The organism is Pseudarthrobacter sp. CCNWLW207 (genome assembly GCF_037203945.1).
GTDB lineage: Bacteria > Actinomycetota > Actinomycetes > Actinomycetales > Micrococcaceae > Arthrobacter.
Genome location: NZ_JBBCBS010000006.1, coordinates 98,804 through 118,681, shown reverse-complemented (window position 1 = coordinate 118,681; position 19,878 = coordinate 98,804). Strand labels below are relative to the sequence as shown.

20 protein-coding genes are annotated in these 19,878 nt (G+C 65.0%); 6 read left to right on the top strand and 14 right to left on the bottom strand.

Going from position 1 to position 19,878, the window contains the following annotated elements; all coding sequences use genetic code 11:
• Positions 1-4: 4 nt before the first annotated feature.
• The 7 genes from V9L17_RS12045 to V9L17_RS12015 all read right to left on the bottom strand — a co-directional run bounded on the left by V9L17_RS12045 (position 5) and on the right by V9L17_RS12015 (position 5,481).
• Positions 5-508 carry a universal stress protein gene (locus tag V9L17_RS12045; protein WP_337351588.1) on the bottom strand — a complete coding sequence of 168 codons (504 nt, stop codon included), beginning with the start codon at positions 506-508 and terminating at the stop codon, positions 5-7.
• Between the two features lie 42 nt (positions 509-550).
• A complete protein-coding gene (locus V9L17_RS12040; RefSeq protein WP_337346046.1) occupies positions 551-985 on the bottom strand; it encodes an arsenate-mycothiol transferase ArsC in 435 nt (144 codons plus the stop codon).
• Entirely contained in the window at positions 982-1,641 is a 660-nt protein-coding gene (locus V9L17_RS12035) for an arsenate reductase ArsC (RefSeq protein WP_337351587.1), read from the bottom strand. The genes V9L17_RS12040 and V9L17_RS12035 overlap by 4 nt, the downstream gene beginning before the upstream one ends.
• 38 nt (positions 1,642-1,679) lie before the next feature.
• Entirely contained in the window at positions 1,680-3,062 is a 1,383-nt protein-coding gene (locus tag V9L17_RS12030) for an FAD-dependent oxidoreductase (RefSeq protein WP_337351586.1), read from the bottom strand.
• A gap of 206 nt (positions 3,063-3,268) precedes the next feature.
• Positions 3,269-4,258: a thioredoxin-disulfide reductase gene (trxB, locus tag V9L17_RS12025; protein WP_337351585.1), complete on the bottom strand. Its 990-nt coding sequence runs from the start codon at positions 4,256-4,258 to the stop codon at positions 3,269-3,271.
• 28 nt (positions 4,259-4,286) lie between these two features.
• Entirely contained in the window at positions 4,287-4,709 is a 423-nt protein-coding gene (locus tag V9L17_RS12020) for an arsenate reductase ArsC (protein WP_337351584.1), read from the bottom strand.
• Positions 4,710-4,809: 100 nt separating this feature from the next.
• On the bottom strand, positions 4,810-5,481 hold the full coding sequence (locus tag V9L17_RS12015; protein WP_337346041.1) for an arsenate reductase/protein-tyrosine-phosphatase family protein: 672 nt from the start codon (positions 5,479-5,481) through the stop codon (positions 4,810-4,812).
• 45 nt (positions 5,482-5,526) lie between these two features.
• On the opposite strand from V9L17_RS12015, the gene V9L17_RS12010 reads away from it, so the two are divergent.
• The 4 genes from V9L17_RS12010 to V9L17_RS11995 all read left to right on the top strand — a co-directional run bounded on the left by V9L17_RS12010 (position 5,527) and on the right by V9L17_RS11995 (position 7,723).
• Entirely contained in the window at positions 5,527-6,267 is a 741-nt protein-coding gene (locus tag V9L17_RS12010; protein WP_337346040.1) for an MIP/aquaporin family protein, read from the top strand.
• Positions 6,268-6,339: 72 nt separating this feature from the next.
• A complete protein-coding gene (locus tag V9L17_RS12005; protein WP_337351583.1) occupies positions 6,340-6,690 on the top strand; it encodes an ArsR/SmtB family transcription factor in 351 nt (116 codons plus the stop codon).
• Between the two features lie 35 nt (positions 6,691-6,725).
• Positions 6,726-7,211, top strand: a complete 486-nt coding sequence (locus V9L17_RS12000) for a GNAT family N-acetyltransferase (RefSeq protein WP_337351772.1) — start codon at positions 6,726-6,728, stop codon at positions 7,209-7,211.
• 53 nt (positions 7,212-7,264) lie between these two features.
• Positions 7,265-7,723, top strand: a complete 459-nt coding sequence (locus V9L17_RS11995; RefSeq protein ID WP_337351582.1) for a GNAT family N-acetyltransferase — start codon at positions 7,265-7,267, stop codon at positions 7,721-7,723.
• Here V9L17_RS11995 and V9L17_RS11990 read toward each other — a convergent pair.
• The 6 genes from V9L17_RS11990 to V9L17_RS11965 all read right to left on the bottom strand — a co-directional run bounded on the left by V9L17_RS11990 (position 7,720) and on the right by V9L17_RS11965 (position 13,474).
• Positions 7,720-8,391, bottom strand: coding sequence for a DUF1961 family protein (locus V9L17_RS11990; RefSeq protein WP_337351581.1), 672 nt, complete (start codon positions 8,389-8,391; stop codon positions 7,720-7,722). The two genes, V9L17_RS11995 and V9L17_RS11990, sit on opposite strands and share 4 nt — an antisense overlap.
• Positions 8,392-9,120, bottom strand: a complete 729-nt coding sequence (locus tag V9L17_RS11985; RefSeq protein ID WP_337351580.1) for a rhamnogalacturonan acetylesterase — start codon at positions 9,118-9,120, stop codon at positions 8,392-8,394.
• 42 nt (positions 9,121-9,162) lie between these two features.
• Positions 9,163-10,035, bottom strand: coding sequence for a carbohydrate ABC transporter permease (locus V9L17_RS11980; protein ID WP_337346036.1), 873 nt, complete (start codon positions 10,033-10,035; stop codon positions 9,163-9,165).
• The gene (locus V9L17_RS11975; RefSeq protein WP_337351579.1) at positions 10,035-11,009 is read right to left on the bottom strand and encodes an ABC transporter permease; all 975 of its coding nucleotides are present in this window, start codon (positions 11,007-11,009) and stop codon (positions 10,035-10,037) included. Before V9L17_RS11975 ends, V9L17_RS11980 begins: the two co-directional genes overlap by 1 nt.
• Entirely contained in the window at positions 11,010-12,539 is a 1,530-nt protein-coding gene (locus tag V9L17_RS11970; protein ID WP_337351578.1) for an extracellular solute-binding protein, read from the bottom strand.
• Between the two features lie 215 nt (positions 12,540-12,754).
• Positions 12,755-13,474 carry a YesL family protein gene (locus V9L17_RS11965; RefSeq protein ID WP_337351577.1) on the bottom strand — a complete coding sequence of 240 codons (720 nt, stop codon included), beginning with the start codon at positions 13,472-13,474 and terminating at the stop codon, positions 12,755-12,757.
• A 336-nt stretch (positions 13,475-13,810) separates the two neighbouring features.
• Here V9L17_RS11965 and V9L17_RS11960 point away from each other — a divergent pair, with 336 nt between their 5' ends.
• Positions 13,811-15,070: a Gfo/Idh/MocA family protein gene (locus V9L17_RS11960; protein WP_337346032.1), complete on the top strand. Its 1,260-nt coding sequence runs from the start codon at positions 13,811-13,813 to the stop codon at positions 15,068-15,070.
• Entirely contained in the window at positions 15,070-18,540 is a 3,471-nt protein-coding gene (locus V9L17_RS11955) for a family 78 glycoside hydrolase catalytic domain (protein WP_337351576.1), read from the top strand. The genes V9L17_RS11960 and V9L17_RS11955 overlap by 1 nt, the downstream gene beginning before the upstream one ends.
• Positions 18,541-18,580: 40 nt before the next feature.
• Here V9L17_RS11955 and V9L17_RS11950 read toward each other — a convergent pair whose 3' ends face one another.
• A complete protein-coding gene (locus V9L17_RS11950) occupies positions 18,581-19,846 on the bottom strand; it encodes an MFS transporter (protein ID WP_337346030.1) in 1,266 nt (421 codons plus the stop codon).
• Positions 19,847-19,878: the final 32 nt, after the last annotated feature.

Genomic DNA, 19,878 nt, shown 5'->3' with positions numbered 1-19,878 from the left:
CCGCCTAGGAAGCGCTTGGGATCGGACGTGCGGGGCGGCTGTCGGGGACAACGAGGACTGGCCGCTGCTGGTGGCGGGCAAGGAACGCGGACACTGATCCTTCGAGGAGGCGGTCCACCCAGGCCAAGGACCCTGGCCTATCGGCGCCCACGATGATCAAAGATGCTCCTGTGTTCTCGGCCAAGCGGCTTAGTGCCTTGGGAACGTCGCCGTTCAGCACTCGGAAGGACCAGGTCTCCCCCGGCTGCCCGAGTAGCATTTCGAGTTTCCCTTGCAGCTGGTTGGCGGGATAGTCGGTTTCCTCGTTGACGTTCGGGTCCAGCGACAGGGCTGTCAGTTGGCCTTCAGGCTCCCATTCTGTGAGGTAACTGGCTGGGTCCACGAAGGCGCAGACAAGATGCAACCCCAGGGCGCCCGCGAGCTCAGCGGCGGAACGGACCAGGTGCTTCGGAAAATTCCAGCCGACACCAAGCACGAGCGGCCCCTCCGGCCATCCATCATCGGGCACGGGTGGTTCCTGGGCTCGGGGTCAGCGCCGCGCCGGCCATCGCTAGTTCCCGGAGAGCTCCGCATAGAGCTTCTGGACCCTGGCTTTGATGTCGTCCCGGACCAGGCGCATGCGTTCCATGCCTTCTATGCCGCGCTCGGAGGGTTCATCGGTCTCCCAGACCTCAAAGCGCGTCCCTTCGCGGGGTTCGAGCTTGGCTTCGGTTCCCAGGACGATGACGGCATCCACGGCGTCCAGGACGTCATCGGTGACTGGCTTGGGGTGTTCGCCGGTGATATCGACGCCGAGCTCGGTCAGGGACTCAACGGCCTGGGGATTCAGGGCCTTGCCGGGTTTGGTGCCGGCGGAGTAGACAATGATGGACCCGCCGGCCAATTGACTCATAAGGCCCGCGGCCAACTGGGATTTTCCGCCGTTCTTGCTGCAGACAAAGAGCACGGATGGGGTCTTCGTCGCGCCGGACGTTTCCTGGGTCATGAGTGGGTGGTTTCCTTTGTGAGTGAGGCGACCAGGGCTTTGACCAGGTCGTGGATCTGGTCCCGGATCTCCCTGACCACCTGGAGGGGCTGGCCGGCCGGGTCGGGAAGGTCCCAGTCCTCGTACCGCTTTCCGGGATAGATCGGGCAGGAATCTCCGCAGCCCATCGTAATCACCACGTCGGAGGCGCGCACGACGTCGTCGGTGAGCGGTTTGGGGTAGTTCTGAGAGAGGTCAAGGCCCATCTCGGACATCACGGTTACCACAGCGGGATCAAGTTCCGCCGCAGGCAGGGAGCCGGCGGAGCGGACGTGGATCCTGCCCTTTGCTTCAACCGTGAGCAAAGCGGCGGCCATCTGCGACCGTCCGGCGTTCTGCACGCAGACGAACAGGGCCTCCGGAACCTCGGCGGTGATGGCGCCCTTGGATTTTGCCAGGGCGTTGAGCCGGTCGCTGGCGAAATGCTCGGTGGTGGCGGGCAGGTACGTGGTGATCTTCGCGGTGCGGGCCAGTGCGGTGTAGGACTCGAAAACGTAGCGTTCGACGGTTTCGACGGCGAAGACTCCGGCGAACCTCTCCCCAAGGCGGCTGCTGATCCGCTGCAGGAGCTCAGTGTTGTCCTGCAGGCCCAGGCTGGTTTCGCGGTGTTCGGTCATGACATCACTCCAAAATGGTGGTTTCCGACGGACGATGTTCAGTTATTGCCGGAGCGTCCATGGGACAACCCGGTAGGGAAGCCAACCAGCACCGGTTCGGGGGCGGAACAACAGCCTGCCTCCGAGCCGGCACTGCCTGCGGAGGAGACAGCCGGGACGTCGCAGCTGGTGCCGCCGTCGGTGGAGCAGACGCCCGTCTCGGGGAGTTCGAGCTGGACTGTATCGGCCGCTTCGCGGTCTCCGGCGAGGGCTGCGACGACGGACCGCACCTGTTCATAGCCGGTGGCCAGCAGGAACGTGGGCGCCCGGCCGTACGACTTCATTCCTACGATGTAAAAGTCCTGGTCAGGGTGGGCCAGCAGCTTGGCTCCATGCGGAGGGACGGTGCCGCAGGAGTGGAATTCAGGGTCGATCAGCGGGCCCAGCGCCTTGGGAGCCTCGACGGCCGGATCCAGGTCGAGGCGGAGTTCGCGCAGGATCTCCAGATCGGGGCGGAAGCCGGTGCAAGGGACCACGACGTCTGCGTCAAGGGTCCGGCCGTCGACGGCTTCGACGGTGACCGCGGAATCGAGTGCTTTGAAGGAAGCTATGCCGAAGCCGGTGTGGAGTTCGATGGTTCCTGCCTCGACGAGGCGGCGCAGTCGCGATCCGAGCTGGCCGCGGGCTGGCAGGCCGTCGGCGTCACCGCCGCCGTAGACCTTCTCGGCAGACGCGCCGCGGACCGCCCATAAAATGCGGGTTTCCGGGTCTTCCTTAGCCAGGTCGGCGAGGCTGATGAGGGTGTTGGCCGCGGAGTGCCCAGCTCCGACGACCAGGACGCGGCGTCCAGCGAACGCTGAACGGTCACGGCCGGTCACGTCCGGTAGTGGAGAGGAAATCCGATCTGCGGCGGTAACTTCCCCGACGGCCGGCAGCCCGGACGTGCCCAACGGGTTACGGCGGGACCAGGTGCCCGAGGCGTCAATGACCGCTGCTACGGTGTGCTCGCGGGTCTCGCCGTCCTCATGTTCCACCCGGACGACGAACGGCGTGGCCTCCCGGTTGCGCGTGTGGGTCTTGTCCATCCCGGCACGGGTCACGGCGGTGACCCTGCTGCCGGTCTGCAGCCGGGAGGAAATCGCCGGCAAAGCTGCCAGCGGCGCCAGGTAATGGTCGATGAGTTCACCACCGTAGGGAAGGGCCGTCGGCCGGGGCGATGCCCAGCCTGCGGCTTCGAGCAGGCGGACTGCGGCGGCGTCGAGGTTGAACCGCCATGGTGAGAACAACCGGATGTGGCGCCATTGCGCGATGGCGGCACCCGCCGTCGGGCCTGCTTCGAAGATCAGCGGCTCGAGGCCGCGCTCGAGCAGGTGCGCCGCGGCGGCCAGTCCCACGGGGCCGGCGCCAATCACTGCAACGGGAAGGTTCTTCGCTAAATCCATGGTGTCCTCTGTTCCATCTGTGGGTGTGACGGTTCTTCTCCCAACTAGGTAGCAGCAGATGTCGTTTTGAGCGCCCATAACGACACTTGCTGCTACCTAGTTGGGTGGAGGGAGGGGAGGTCAGCAGCAGTCCTGATCTTCGTCGCAGCAATCATCGCCGCAGCATCCGGTGTTCATTCAGCTCACCTCCTCCCCCGGGTTGGGGCCTAAGCGTGGGTGGGTTCCTCCACCAGCGCAGTGGCAATGCTGTCCGCGTCATCCAGCGCGGCGAGGTAGCGTTCGGCGTCGAGGGCCGCGGCGCAACCGGTTCCGGCTGCGGTGATGGCCTGACGGTAACGGTGGTCCACGGCGTCCCCACAGCCGAACACGCCGGTGAGGTTGGTGACCGTGGTGGGCGAGTCGACCTTGATGTAGCCCTCGGCGTCAAGCTCCACCTGGCCGGCCACGAGTTCTGTCCGTGGCAGATGGCCGATTGCCACGAAAATGCCGGTGGCGGCCTGTTCACGGGTTTCGCCAGTGCGCGTGTCGGTCAGGGTCACGCCGGTGACCTTGCCATCGCCATGGATGGCGGTGATGGCGGAGTTCCAGGCAAAGCTGATCTTCGGGTTGTCCTTGGCCCGCTGGGCCATAATCCGGGAGGCGCGGAGCTCGCCCTTGCGTACGACGACGGTCACGGACTTTCCGAAGCGGGTCAGGAAAGTCGCTTCTTCCATTGCCGAATCCCCGCCGCCAACCACGATGATGTCCTGGTCGCGGAAGAAGAACCCGTCGCACGTGGCACACCAGGAGACGCCGTGGCCGCTGAACTTCTTCTCTTCCGGCAGGCCGAGTTCCTTGTAGGCGGAGCCCGTGGCGAGGATGACGGCCGGGGCCTCATGCGTCTCGCCGGCGCCGGTGACCACGCGTTTCAGGTGACCGGTCAGCGTGACCTCAGTGACGTCGTCGAACATTACCTGCGCGCCGAAGCGCTCCGCCTGCTGCTGCAGCCCGTCCATCAGTTCAGGCCCCTGGATGCCGCCGGGGAAGCCTGGAAAATTCTCAACCTCCGTGGTGTTCATCAGGGCACCGCCGGCGGTGACCGACCCGGCGAGGACCAGCGGCTTCAACCCTGCCCGGGCGGCGTAGATGGCGGCCGTGTAGCCGGCGGGGCCCGAGCCGATGATGATCAGCTGTTCCCTGTTCGCAGTGTCGCTCACGAAGGTACCTCCTGGTTCGGGGACGCGGTTACTTGGCAGCCGGGATGAGGGAATCGATAAGGCCCTCGATGCGGGTCTTGATCTCGTCGCGGATCGGGCGGACAGCGTCCACGCCCTGGCCTGCGGGATCCTCCAGGACCCAGTCCTCGTAGCGCTTGCCGGGGAAGTAGGGACATTCGTCACCGCAGCCCATGGTGATCACCACGTCCGATTCCTTGACGGCCTCGGTGGTGAGGACCTTGGGGATCTCCGCGGACATGTCTATCCCGACCTCTGCCATCGCCTCGACGGCAGCGGGGTTGACCTTGTCTGCCGGCTGAGACCCGGCGGAGCGGACCTCGATTTCTCCCTTGGCCAGCGTGGTGAGGAACGCGGCGGCCATCTGGGAGCGGCCGGCGTTGTGGACGCAGACGAAAAGAACGGAAGGCTTCTTGGCAGTTTCGGTGCTCACGCGGTTCTCCTGGAACATTGATAGTCGTCGATACAGTGAGTATCGGGCCATACATTGATGATTGTCAATATTTGATTGAATAAGGCCGCATCGAGCGGAATCAGGCGGCCAGCACCCGCGGCGCCAGGTCACTGACGCGGTGGGAGATATCCATGAAGGCGTCCTCGAAGGCGTTCTCAGTGCTGAGGCGCAACGGATCCGGGACCGACCAGTGGGCATCACCGAGTCCAACGAGCTCCTCGTGGGCGTTATCGCACACTGTCACCATGAAGTCCCCCTCCTCCGCCACCTGGTCCAACCGGCGCGGAGGAACTTCCGCGAGTTCCACGCCGTGCCGGCGGGCCACCTCAATGGCCCCGGGTGCGATGCGGTCCGCAGGATGAGTTCCCGCAGATATCGACGGAATTTTGCTGACCTGCCGCCAGAGCGCGGCCGCGAGCTGGGACCGGGCGCTGTTGCGGGTGCAGACGAACAGCACTCGGCGGGCGCCGTACCCAGCCCCCGGCACGAGGCCTTCCAGGGCGCCGGCGGCAAGGCCCACATAGCTGCGGCGCTTGTCAGCCTCGGAGCGGTGGCGAGTTGCCAGCCCCGCCCCTTCCAGCGCGCGAAGATGGTGGGACAGCAGATTCGACGGCATCCCCAGCTCTGCCTGCAATTCCTTCGGAGAGAAATCCCCCAGGGTGAGCAAGTCAACGATGCGCAGACGCGCAGGATCGGCAAGGGCGGCATACTTGGCGACCCGCTCGCGAAATTCGTTCACCTCAATAGACATTGATTCAATTTTGACTGAGTGAATTCTTTCCGTCAAGCTGTTGCCATGACTTCACACCAGCCGCCGCTTTGGCGTCGCGCCATCGCCGAGCTGCTCGGCACCAGCCTGCTTGTGGCCGTGGTGGTCGGCTCCGGGATCTCAGCCCAGCAGCTCTCCCCCGGCGACGTCGGCCTGCAACTCCTGGAGAACAGCACTGCCACCGTGCTGGGGCTGACTGTGCTGATTCTGATGCTCGGCCCCGTCAGCGGTGCACACTTCAACCCTGTGGTCTCCCTCGTGGACTGGGTCCTGGGTCGGCGCAGCGGCACAGGACTGACGCTGCCTGAGCTCGGTACGTATGTAGCTGCCCAGACCGTGGGGGCGATCACCGGCAGCATGCTGGCTAATGCCATGTTTGACGTTGGCACGTCCATCTCCACCAAGGATCGCGTCAGCACGGGGCATCTGCTGGCTGAAGTTGTCGCCACCGCGGGGCTCATCCTGCTGATCTTCGCCCTGGCAGCCACGTCCCGCGGCGTCCTTGCTGCCCCCGCGGTGGGCGCTTACATTGGAGCTGCCTACTGGTTTACGTCCTCGACGTCATTCGCGAACCCGGCCGTGACAGTCGGGCGCATCTTCAGCGACACCTTCGCCGGCATCGCCCCACCCTCTGTTCCCGGCTTCATCGTGGCGCAACTCGTGGGCGCCGCCGTCGGACTTGGCCTTCTCCTCATCCTTTTCCCCTCCGCTGCCCGCGCTGCGGACGACGTCGTGCTTCCGCATGATTCCCGCGCCGCAGGTTCATAGCCTGCCAATTCCAGGCACCAGGCCCTGCCCTTCTTACATTGATGACCGTCAATATTGGGGCATAATGGGTACATGAACCTGCTGCCCGTACTTGAGCCGGCCACCGATGACTCCTGCTGCGCTCCGGCAGGGACGCCTGCCCTGGGGGCTGAGGAAGCGAAGCAGAAAGCCCTGGTCTTCAAAGCACTCGCGGATCCGAACCGGCTGCGGCTGCTGTCCATCGTGAAGGCTGAATCGTCCGGCGAGTCCTGCGTGTGCGACCTCACCGATCCATTGGACCTCGGCCAGCCCACGGTCTCCCACCATCTGAAGATTCTGGTCGAGGCCGGACTGCTTCACCGCGAAAAGCGTGGCACGTGGGCCTATTACTCGCTGGTACCGGGGGCCTTGGAAGAGGCGGCCGGAATCCTGGCAACCCTGTGACTGTGCCTGAACAGTCCGCTGTGGCGATACGCCCCATGCGCGACGTCGATTGGCCGGATGTCCAGCGGATCTACAGCGAAGGAATTGCCACCGGCCACGCTACCTTCGAATCAGAGGCGCCCGATTGGGAACGGTTCAACAACTCAAGACTGCTCCGCCACCGGTTCGTGGCCGAAAACGCTGAAGGTGGAATCCTTGGCTGGGCTGCCGTCTCCCCGGTCTCTGCACGCCCCGCCTACTCCGGCGTGGTGGAACATTCTGTTTATGTCGCAGCCGTTGCACGCGGACTCGGCCTGGGGGCAGCGCTGCTCCGGGCCCTGGCGGAATCCACGGAGCGCGACGGCATCTGGACCATCCAGGCCAGCGTTTTTCCCGAGAATGAGGCCAGCCTCAAGCTGCACCTCGCGAACGGCTACGTCGTTGTCGGACGCAGGCACCGCATCGCACGGATGGCGCACGGGCCACTCAGTGGGCAGTGGCGCGACACAATCCTCATCGAACGCCGGTCAACCGCCATCTGAGAAGGCCCCGTCAGTGGTCGCTCCTGCCTGCCCGCACGACTATCGTGCAACGCATGGTGATGATACGTGAAGCCCGGGCCGACGATTCCAGGGGCCTCGCATCGCTGCGGGCCACCTGGGCAGCTGAGCAGGATCCAACCACTCCCGATGACCCACACTTTGAAGATGCCTACCTCAACTGGATGGAAGCGAACCCGCGGAAGTTCTTTGTGGCCGAGCAGGATAACCAGTTGATCGGCATGCTTAATTTGCTGGTCTTCCAGCGGATGCCCAAGCCCGGCAAGCAAGCTTCGTGCTGGGTCTATCTGGGCAATGTCTACGTAGTTCCGGCTTTCCGGAACGGCGGCGTCGGGGGCAGACTGGTGGACGCATCCATCGAGTTCTCTGAGCGCATTCGTGCGGCGCGCATGGTCCTCTCCCCTTCTTCCGAATCGCAAAGCTTCTATCGGCGGCTTGGCTTCGGACCAGCAGAGGAACTCAGGGTTCGCGCTATCCAGGCGGTGCGGCCCTAGATCTTCTCCACTCTGAAATTCCGGTAGGCGGCCTTCAACGGTGCCATCTGGCGGAAGCCGATGCGGCCGCCGCCCAGCACTTTTCCGGACGGGTCCGACCATTCAAAGAGGGGCAGCCCGTTGATGGCGAACGACACAAGCGGCCCGTCCTTCACCACTTGCAGCCGGTAGAAATCCACGGCGTCCTCGGTGGGCGGCAGCGGATCCGCGCCCTGGGCTACCAGTTCAAAGCCGGCACTTTTCCGGAGGTTGCAGGTACGGAAGGCCCGTTCGGACTCGTATTTGTGGCGGAAGTAGGAGACGTGGAGGGCATCGATATCGCCGGAGTGGTACTGCGGGTAGTAACCGGTCCTCGGCGCCAGGTCAGCCGAGAACAGGTCGCGCCCGCCCTGGCCCACAGCCGAGAAGAACAGCATGGCAAGGCCAGGTTCGGCGAGGGGAAGGAACTCCCAGCTGATCCGGATGCCGTCCGGGAACTCCTCCGGGCACCAGAACGTCCAGTGCGCCTGGTCCCCGAACTCCTCATCGTCCAGCGCACCAAACAGCGCAAGTGCGCCATTGTGGCTGCCCAGGCTCAGCGGCCCTTCCGCCACCCAGCCCGAAACGTCCGCCGGTCCGGCGAGGGGGTTGCTGTACAGCAGTCCGACACCGGCCTGCGCCGCGCCCACCTAGCCCCTTCCCGCTGTCGTGAAATCCTCAGCCGTCAGTCCCGCCGTCGAGCTTTCCTCGAAGCCTGGCTGTCCGAGGCCGAAGCCGAGCCGTCCCAGCTGGGTGGCAACTTCCTCTGCCACCAGGGACGCGCCGCGTTGGGAGAAGTGCGTGTTGTCTGCCAGCCCGGCTGGCCAGAAGGCGTGCTCACCCGGCCCGAAATGGCTGAACAGGAACTGCGACTCCTCAACCCCCAGCTCCAGGTACAGCCCGCGTGTCCAGGCGTTAAGGTCGACGGCGGGCAGTTGCAGTTCGAGCGCGATCTCCCGCACCACTTCGGGGTAGTCCTCCAGGCTTTCTTCCAGGACAGCAGCCGACGGCGGCGAATCCAGGAAGTGCCGGCGCTCCACGGAGGTGCAAAGCACCGGCACGGCGCCCAAGGCCCGGACTTCCGCCACCATGGTGCGCAGGTTGGCGGCATAACCGGTCCGGGCTGCGAGATGGACCTTCTTCTGGTCGTTGTGGCCAAACTGGATCAGGACCAGGTCGCCCTCAGCGGCGGTTTCCAGGAGCTGCCCCCAGAGCCCCTCCTCACGGAAGGACTCCGTGCTGGCCCCGCCCTTGGCGAAGTTGTATACAGCGGCCCAAGAGTATACGTGCCGGGGCAGGTGCGCCCCCCAGCCACTCATGGGGTACTCCTGGGTGGGACAGTTGGCCACCGTGGAATCTCCGGCGAGCAGGATTTTCATTCTGTGCTTTCTGTTGGTTTGAGTCGGCGCTCCGATGCGGGGTCAGCCCTTGACCGAGCCGATCAGCATGCCTTTGGCGAAGTGCTTTTGCAGGAACGGGTAGAAGATCAGGATGGGCAGGGTGGCCACCACGATCACGGCGAACTTGATGCCCTGCTCCGGGGGGATGTAGTTCGGGTCCACGTTGCCGGTACCCAGCAGGTCCGAGGAGGCGGTGACCTGGCGCAGGTACATCTGCAGGGTCCACTTCGAGTTGTCACTCAGGTAGAGCAGGGGTGACATGAAGTCGTTCCAGATCCCCACGGCGTAGAACAGCGCGAACGTTGCCAGCACGGGTTTGGAGAGCGGGAGCAGGATCCGCCAGAGGATCCCGACCTCGGTGGCGCCGTCCATCTTCGCGGACTCTTCCAGCTCGGCGGGGAGCTCCTGGAAGAAGTTCTTGATGATGATCAGGCTGAACGGGTTGATCGCCGCCGGCAGGATCAGCGCCCAGTAGGAGTTGAGCAGGCCCAGATCCTTGACCAGCAGGAAGGTGGGGATCATGCCGCCGGAGAAGACCATGGCGAAGACCACCAGGGACAGGATCAGCTGCCGGCCGCGGAGGTTCCGTTTGGCCAGTGGATAGGCCATGGTCACGGTCAGGATCAGCTGCACCACGGTGCCGACGGCGGTGACCAGGACTGTGGTGACCAGGGCGCGGATGAATGCCGGAGTGGAGAAGATGTATTCGTAGGCGCCCAGGGAGAACTGTTCGGGCCAGACGAAGAAGGCCCGCCGGGTGATTTCGGCTTCGGTGGCGAAGGAGCCGGCGAACACATAGACGAACGGCAGCAGCGTGATGACGCCGATCAGGGTCAGGAACACATAGTTGGCGGCGTCGAAGATCCGCCCGCCCGTGGTGTTGTGGATCTTCATTAGAACAGTCCGCTCTGGTTGAATCGCTTGGCCAGGGCGTTGGTGCCGAAGATCAGCACGATGCCCACCAGTGACTTGAACAGGCCCACCGCGGTGGAGTAGCTGTAGGCGCCCTGGGTGATGCCCACGAAGTAGACATAGGTGTCGAAGACGTCGGCGACATCGCGGTTCAGGGCGTTGGTCATCAGGTAGATCTGCTCGAAGCCGGTGTTGAGCATCTGCCCGATCGCGAGGATGAGCATCACGATGATGGTGGAGCGGATACCGGGCAGCGTGATGTGCCAGACCCGGCGGAACCGTCCGGCGCCGTCGATGATCGCGGCCTCGTACTGGTCCTGGTCCACGGTGGCCAGGGCTGCGAGGAAGATGATGGTCCCCCAGCCGGTGTTCTTCCAGATCTCCTGCAGCACAATCAGCGGCCGGAACCACGCAGGGTCGGAGAGGAAGTCAATGTCCGTGCCCAGCACGTTGTTGATGAACAAGAACAACGGCCCGAAGTCCAGGGCGAACAGCAGGAAGCTCAGGGACGCCACGATGGTCCAGGACAGGAAATGCGGGATGTAGACCAGGGTCTGGACGGTGCGCTTGAGGATGGAGAGCCGGACCTCGTTCAAGAGCAGCGCGAGCACAATGGTCAGAGGGAAGGCGATGCCCAGGTTCAGGAAGGCCAGGATCAGGGTGTTGCCCAGCAACCGGGCGAAGTCAGGGTTCGAGAAGAAGTCCTGGAAATGCTGGACCCCCACCCAAGGGCTGCCGTTCACCCCAAGGAACGGGACGTAGTCCTTGAACGCGATGGACACCCCGTACATCGGGGCGTAGCGGAACACCGCGAAATACACCACACCCGGCAGCAGCAACAGATACAGCCACTTGTAGTGCGCGAAATGGACCGAAAACTTGCCGCGCTTCCGCGGAGCGGGGGCAGGGGACTGCCCCCGCTCCGCGGCCTGGGCGTCGATGACAGGGGCCGACATTTACTTGCTGTCCTGCCAGAGCTTGTTGATTTCTTCCTGGACCTTGTCGCCCCCGCTGGTCTTCCACAGCTTGATGGCGTCCTTCAGGCCCTGCTCATCGATCTGGCCGGCCAGGTACTTGATGCGGGCGTCCGCCACGATATTGTCCAGCTGCGCACCCTTGGCCACGTAGGTGGGCGAGACGAAAGCAGCGGCCGGGTTGTAGACGGCACTCTTGAGGTCCTCAGCCATGACCTCAATACGCCGGTCGAAGACTTCCTGCTCGTACTCGGAAGCCTGCTTGACCGGGTAGAAGTTGTTGCCCGTGACGTTGGTTCCCAACTGGGCGTAGCTCTTGATATCGGTGTTGACTACCTTGCCCTCAGGGGTCTCAGGCTTGATGGTGGCGGCCTTGCCGTCTTCGAGGGTGAAGTTCACGCCCTCGATCCCGTTGTTCAGCAGGACGGCGGTGTCTTTGGAGTTCATCTTGTCCAGGAACTCCAGTACGGTCTTCAGCTCAGCCTCGGTGCGGACGCTGGTCTTGGGGATGGCCAGGAAGCCGGAGTAACCGTCAGTGGGGTGCGTGTTCAGTTCACCGTCCGGGCCTTCGAGCCCACCAACAAAGCCCACCTTGTTCTCGAAGTCGTTCGGGTTGGCCTGCTTGAACAGGTTGATCAGGACGCTGACGCGAGAGTCGACGTCCACGATGATCCCACCCTTGCCGTTGAAGAACGGCTCGTTCCACTTGGTGCCATCGAAAGTGGCGAAGTCAGGGTTGATAAGCTTCTCATCCACCATCTTCTTGACGAACCGGTTGGCTTCGATGAACTCTTCGGTCTCGAAGCTCGGGATCAGCTTCCCGTCCCGCTCGGTCCAGCGGTTGCCGGCGCCGTACCAGGTCTCGATCATGTCGTAGGGGCTGTTGGAGCCCAAGGCACCCCACTTCGGGATGGTGATGCCCCAGGTGTCGGCCTGGCCGTTGCCGTCCGGGTCCTGTTCAGTGAAGGCCTTAGCCACCTTGTAAAGGTCCTCGGTGGTCTTAGGAGCCTCCAAGCCCAGTCTGTCCAGCCAGTCCTGGCGGAACATCACGGCCGAGCGGATCGGATTCCGGGCACGGAAGACACCGTAGACCTTGCCGTTAATGCTGGCGTTCTGTTCCACCTCCGGGAAGGTGGACTTCAGGTTGGGGTACGCGTCGAGCTTGTCGGTGAGGTCCCAGAATGCCCCCGCCTCGGCGTTTTTGACGAACCCCGGGGACTTGCTCTGCACCACCAGGACGTGCGGAATCTCGGAGGACGCCAGCGTGATGTTCATCTTGTCCTCGTAGGAGGCGTTGGGCGTCCAGGTGATATTGACGTCCTTGCCGGTGAGTTCTTCCAGTTTTTGCTGCACGGCCCCATCAGGTGTGGGCGGCTGCGCTTCCAGGAACGGAGCCATCACATTAATGGTGGCCAGGTCCGCTGACTGGGTTTCCCCGGCACCGCACGCGGTCAGGGTCAGGGCGGTGGCGGTCACGACGGCGGCGGCCAGGCTGAATTTCCTAGTGATCATGTTGTTCCTTTTCCACTTCTTTGGGGTTGGTTCCGGGATTTTTCCCGGCGGATCAGTTGGTGCGGTTCAGGTGTAACTTGGTGCCAGTGAGGCTGGGGCCAGCTTTTGATACGTTTCACTGCAACTCACGAGGACTCTGCCTGCGCTGAGCAGGGCAACATCCCGGGGGGCTTCCGAAGGAGGCCGCGCTTTGGTGCAGCCCGGTGGCGTGCGGCTCATCCAACGGGTGCCCCCAGGGGCCTGGAATGTCCGACGGCGGTGCTGCCGCCACCCGTGCGGGCCCCGGCATTCCCGGCCCCCTCCTCCGCCAGGGCAAGGGCCGCGACGGAGTCGTCGTTGGCGGCAAAGAACCGGTCGCACAGCCAGCCGGTCACGTACAGCCAGGCGCCGATACTGAAGAACGGGATGAGTCCCGGCAACGCGCGGCTCGCGTAGACAGCCGCAGCCGTGACGAACAGCAGGATCACGGTGCCCGCCAGATGGCGGATAGCGAAGCGGGAGCAGGTCATCAGGTACTGGCCCAGAGGCAGTTCGTAGCGGGCATACATGGGGAAGAGGTAGCAGGCCGCACCGGCAAGGAAGATAGCCGCCACAAATGTGCCGGCCGCGACCAGTTGGGACATCAGGTCCCTCCCGCCGGACGAGTAGTTCCAGTTCATGGCCAGGGCCAAGGCCACCGCCATGACGGGCAGCGCCAGCGCGTTAGCACGGACGAAGTTCGCGCAGTACTCCTTGGCAAAGGACCTGAGCAACGGCGCTGCTTCTCCCCGGGCCCTCCGCCGGACCAGGATTTGCGCCGCAGCCGTCGCCGGTCCGGCCCCGAGTACGCCAAGGCCAAACAGGGTGAAAAGGATCCACAGCAGGTTAAGGCAGGCGATCCACAGCAGGGTGTCAAAGAACGAGTAGGCGCGTGAACTGAAATTTCCAGCCAGCATGGCAAAGCTCCCTTCGGTTCTCCGTCGTTGCAGAAACGCTTCCAGAGTGGCGGGCGTCACGTGAGTAATCGGTTTCTCGCAATCTAGACCCCCCATGCCGGGCAGGTCAAGCTAGTTTTTGAATCGTTACATTGCTGGACTCACCACCCCGGCGTGGTCCACACTGGATCTTGGAAAGCGCTTGCTGGGAAACCTCCTGCAAGGGCCAGGGCGTTTCGGCCCCGTTCCCGCGTGCCAACGCCGGCATGAAGGGAGCGGCGCAACGTCTGCTCCGGCGCCATCCCGATGCTGCCGCCGGACCTGAGTTTTGATGCCTGCGGGCAGAAAAGGAGACCGATGGGAAAGCCAGCCGGCACAGCCGCCGAGTCACAGTCCCGAAATGAAGAGCCTGTCCAGGCCGACGAGCCTGCCCCCTCCCATCGATGGAGCCCCGAAACCCCGGCTGGGCCTCTACGCCCGGCCCGAGTGGCGCTGGTCGGCGTCCACGGCTTCGGCACCCATCACCTGCGCAACCTTGAGCGACTGCAGGCTGCCGGCGTCGTCGAACTCGTTGCGGTTGCCGATCCCCAGCCTCCGGCGCCGGGATCCGTTCCGGACACTGCGGCCGTTTTCCCCGGGCTCACCGACTTGCTTGCCGCCACATCAGGCCTGGAACTGATCATTGTGGCCACCCCCATCCAGACCCACGCCCCGCTGGGCCTCGCCGCGCTCACCGCCAACGCCGACCTGTACCTGGAGAAGCCGCCGGTGGCGTCCCTGGCCGACTTCAACACCCTCTGCGATGCCGCACGGGCATCAGGCCGGAGCGTGCAGATCGGCTTCCAGAGCCTGGGCTCACACGCGCTGCAGGCCATTGAGGAACTACTGGCCAGCGGAGACATCGGCACGCTGCAGGGCATCTCTGCCACCGGCCGCTGGGTCCGCGACAAGGCCTACTACCAGCGCTCCCGCTGGGCCGGGAAACGAAGCATCGACGGCGTCGACGTGGTAGACGGCGTGGCCACTAATCCCCTGGCACATGCCGTGGCCACCGCGCTGCGCATCGCCGGCGCCCGCACGGTCGAGGACGTTGCTTCCGTGGAAACGGACCTCTACCATGCCAACGACATCGAATCCGACGACACCTCCGTTATCCGGATCCGCACCAACACGGGACTGCCCGTCACGTGTGCGCTCACTATCTGCGCCACGGAATCTGTGGAACCGTATGTGACGTTGCAGGGCTCCCAGGGCGAGGCAGTGTTCCACTACACCGAGGACCGCCTCACTGTACGCACGCCCTCAGGGGAAACCGAGCAGGTCTTCGGCCGGGACGACCTCACGGAGAACCTCATCGCCCACCGCCGCGAAGGCACAGCACTGATCAGCCCGCTCGTGGACAGCGGCGCCTTCATGCTGGTGCTGGAAGCCATCCGGACGGCACCCCAGCCAGCCCTGATCAGCCCTGACTATGTCCAGTGGGAAGGTGACGGCGACGCCGCCCACGCCGTCGTCGTCGGAATCGAGGACGCGCTGGAGCGTGCCACACAAGAGCACGCAACCTTCAGCGAACTCGGACTTCCCTGGGCACTTCCGGCGTACGGATCTGCTTCCTGATGGGCCTCTCCCCCGTCCAGGAACCAACCCCGACTCTTACCCGTCAAGGCGAACTGCAGGCTTCCGGCTTGCTGACTGACGGCCTGACCCCCTGCCTCACTGCTTCCCTGCGGCCGGTATTCGGGTGGCGGGTGAACCAGCCGCAAGATGCCGATCCCGCCGCGGCCCGCCAAACCGGCTACGAAATTGCCGTCAAGGATGCTGCCGGGGCCGAAGTCTGGTTCTCCGGCCCCGTTCCCTCGGCCCGCCAATCCGGGGTTCCTTATGGCGGTCCGGACCTGGCCGAGGATGCGGATTACACCTGGCGGGTCCGCGTGAGCGACGCCGGAGGCAATCCCGGGCCATGGTCTGAAGCAGAGCCATTCAGCACCGGACTTTCGGACCGTGCGTGGGGTGCCGATTGGATCCACCGGGCACCTGGCGGCCAGGCTCCGCTGGAGGTCCTGGAAGGCACACTCCGCGTTGCCGGCTCGCCGTTCCTCCCGGTTCCATGCCCTCCCGTCCGCCGTTTCACCTTGAAAGCCCGCCTCCGGCCGGTTATGGGCTGGGCGGGACTCCTCCTCCGCAGCACGGGCCCCGGGACAGGACTGTTACTGGAACTGGACACCGCGGGCCACGTAGTACTCCGCCGCGCCCCCGCTTGGGAAATCCCCGCCGCCGCCACTCCGCCTACCGATGTCCTGGCCAGCGCCCAGCTTGACCGCAGAGCCGTGGCCAGCCAGGACAGGCTGCCCGGCAAGGACCTGTTCCCCGGCACGTGGCAGGACCTGGCTGTGGCCGACGACGGCACCACTATCACCGTTGCCCTCGACGGCGTTGAGCTGCTCACCGTTAATGAGCCGCTCCCCGCCGGGTTTGAGGGCCGTTTCGCCCTGCACCAGGGTCCGCGTAGCCAGGCCGAGTACGCTTCGCTGCGGATCACGGCCGGGCCGGATACAGCTGGCGCTGGCGGCACCGTCACTGACGATATTCCTGGCGATGCAGTACTCCTGGACCACCAGTTCAGCAACAGCCCTGACGAGGCCCGCGCGTTCCTGGGGCAGTGGGCCCGCACCACGGCACACCGGCAACCAGACGAATGGACCCTCTTCCGCAGCACGGTCCGGCTTACCGGGACCGTGGCCAGGGCACGCCTTTTCGCAGCGGCCAGCCATCACGCGCAGGTCGCCCTGAACGGCACCCCCTGCCTCAGCACCACCTCCTTCGGCTACCCCGGCGAGGGATATTACGACGCCGCCGATATCACCGCGCTGCTCGCTCTGCAGTCACCGGGACAGCCCGAAGCTGCCGGAACGCAATACCCGTCCGACAAGACAGCCCCGCTTGACCAACCCGTCGAGGTTCCCCTGACCGCCCTCCTGCACTGGTATGGCCCCGGCCAAGGCAGGGCCGCTGGCCTGCCCGGCCTGCTGGTCCGGCTCAGCGTGGACTACACGGACGGCCGCCGCGAAGTCTTCGGCTCCGGCCCGGACTGGACGGCCACCGAGGCGCCGTACCGGCAGGCCGGCTACCGCAACGATGAGGGCGATCCCGTGGAACACTTCGACGGGCAAGCCGCGGCAACGCTGGATGCCGGCCAGGACATGCCACCGGCCCTGAGCTACGGCCGCCACCCGGTCCCACAGTTTCCGGCGCTGCACCCCCGGCGAACCTCCGTGTCCGAGACGTTTGTCGCCCCGCAGTCCTTCTTGACCGCCACTGACGGCACGCTTGTGGCTGACTTCGGCAAGGTCATCCCGGCCCGCCCGGAAGTGGACTTCCTCACGGGCGTGTCCGGGCGGACGCTGATCATCCGGGCCGGCTACAGCCTGGACGCGGACGGCCGGGTAGACCGAGGCAAAACGGCCAGCCAGAACACCGATATGTCCTTCCCGTACACGCAGGCAGACGGACTGCAGCAGTTCCGCGCCACCGTGCATCTGGGCTTCCGCTATCTGGAACTCCCCGGCGTGGAGGCCTCGGACCTGTCCCGGGTGGGCGCCGTCGTCGTCCACGGACGGCACCCGGACGAGGGAAGCTTCAGCAGCTCCGACCCAACCCTGGACTCGGTGTTCGGGCTGCTGCGCGACTCCGCGCTGCACGGGATCCAGGAACAGTTCGTGGACACACCCACACGGGAGAAAGGCCAGTTCCTGGCCGACGCCGTCAACATCTCCTACGCCACCATGGCCCTGTTCGGCGAACACGCCTACACCGCCCAGGCACTGCGCGAATTCGGCTGGTCCGCCTCCCGTTACTGGACCGAGAGCGAGGACCTGGGCCGCTACAACGCCGTCTACCCCAACGGTGACGGCAAACGGGACATCCCCGACTTCTCGCTCATGATGCCCGAATGGGCCGAGGAATACCACCACCGCACCGCAGACCTCGCCCTCGTATCGGAACTGCTCCCCCACCTCCGGAACACCGCGGACTACGCCCTGCGATACCTCGCCACGGAGGGCCCGACCGCGGGACTGGTCACCGACCTCGGCGGCGGCTCCGGCCCCTACCTGCACGGCATCGTGGACTGGCCAGCCCCCGGCCGCTTCGGCTACGACATGGACTGCGCCGCCAAAACCACCGTCAACGCCCAAGCCTACTCAGCGCTGATCTCCACGGCACGGTTGTGCAGCCTGGCCGGGCAGGAGGACGCGGCCGTCCGGTACGCCGGCCACGCCGGCGCCCTCGCGGAAACCATCCGCACCCGCCTGCGCGTGAACGGCGTGATGGTTGACGGGCTGCACGCCGACGGAACCCCCAGCACCCACGCCTCCCAACACGCCACGTCCTTCCCGCTGTCCCTCGGCATCACCGACCCTTCCCACGCAGCCGCAGATGCGCAAAGGATCGCAGGCCAGGGCATGCGGCAGGGACCCATGACCGTGCACCGCCTGGTCCGAGCACTCCTGGCCCAGAGGCAGATCGACGCGGTCCTGGACCTGCTCACGTCTGCGGACCAGCCGGGGTGGGCGCGGCTCCTCAAGCAGGGCGCAAGTTTCACGTGGGAAGCCTGGGACCTCGTCGACGGCACCGACTACAGCCAGTCCCACGCCTGGTCGGCCTCCGTGGTGAAGGAGATCCTGGAGTTCCTGCTAGGCGTCCGGGTCACCGTACCCGGAGGCAGTGAGGTGCTCATCGAACCGCCGATCTGCCGGCTGGAACATGCCAAAGGACGAGTCCCAGTGCCCAACGGCGCGGTATTTGCCAGTTGGCGGCGGACATCCGCCGGCATGCAGCTCGAATGCACGGTTCCGGCCGGCGTCACGGCGACCGTACGGCTGCCGGCCGGCACCTACGCAATCCAAGGCACGACGGCGGGACCCGCCGTCGTGCGTTCCGGTCCAGGCGGTCCCGCGCACCACGGCGCCGGGGGCGGAACCGCTGACCTTGGCAATCAGGCACCGCGTGACTTCCGGATCCACAGTGGCACGTGGACGTTCACGCCAGCCAAGGAATCCTCACCAGCGTCCCCCATCCCAACTAGGTAGCAGTTGATGTCGTTTTGACCGTCCAAAACGACATCAACTGCTACCTAGTTGGGCCAGTCCGACGTGAATTCCTCCACAGCAGGAAGCCAATGACAAGGGCAGAGAACATGCCCAGGACGCCGGTGACCACCAGGCCCGTTCGGACGCCGAACTGTTCAGTAAGCCAGCCGGCCAGGAGGCCACCCAGTGCGTGGCCGCCGAGCAGCAACGGCAGGTACAGGGCCATGACCCGGCCGCGGACTTCCGGGCCGGCTTCAAGTTGGACGGCAGTAGCGGCACTGGTCAGGAACAGGAGGGTCATCAGGCCCACCACCACGAGCATCACTGTAAAGAGAACCAGGTTGGGCATCAGCGCCGCCACGAGTTGCGCCAGGCCAAACAGGCCAGCAGCGGCCACGATCCCCTTCCGCCCAAAAGTCCGGAGGCGGGCGGCCAGCAGGGCGCCAGCCAGGGCACCGACGGCACTCACCGTATTGAACAGGCCAAAACCTTCCACGCCGTTATGCCACACACGTTCCGCAAAGGCCGCCAGCACTACCGGTCCGTTCATGCCAAAGGCACCCAGCAATCCTGCCAGGGCAATAATGAGCAGCAGCGAAGGCCTGTCCCGGACATACCGGAACCCGGCCAGGAGCTGGCCGTGTCCGCGGACAGCCGGGGCGTCCGTGTGCAGGAGGGCGGGCCGGATACCGGCAATCATGCCCAGGACCAGCAGGCCGAGGAAGGCGTTCGACGCGAAGGCCGCCGCGGATCCGGCGTAGGCGATGACCGCCCCGCCCAGAGCTGGCCCGGCCATGGCGCCGAGCTGGCCGATGGCGTTGGTGAGGCCGATTGCCGGCCGGAGGCCTGCGTCGCCCACTACTTCATTGACGAAGACCTGCCGGGCAGGACCGTCGATCGCGGAGGTGATGCCCAGCGCGATGCAGCTTCCATAAACAATCCATACGGTGATGTTGCCGGTGGCGGCAGAGGCTGCCAGTCCCGCGGCCAGGAGGACAATCACGGACTGGCAGACCATCATGACGCGGCGCTTGGGGAAGATATCCACTAGCAGGCCGCTGAGCGGACCCACGATCAGCATGGGCAGGAACTGCAGTGCCACGGCGACGCCAACCGCAGCCGGGCTGCCTGTCAGCTGGAGCACCAGCCAATCCTGGGCCAGGCGCTGCATCCAGACACCCATGCTGCCGGCCAGGGTCATCCCCATATAGAGGCGGTAGTTGTGCTGCGTCAGCGGAAAGTACCAGCGAACCGGGCCTTTCGGGTGACGAAGGGACTCTGCGGACTGGGGGCGGTCGGAAGACACGTCGGACTCAACTCGGTAGGAAAAGGTGAAAG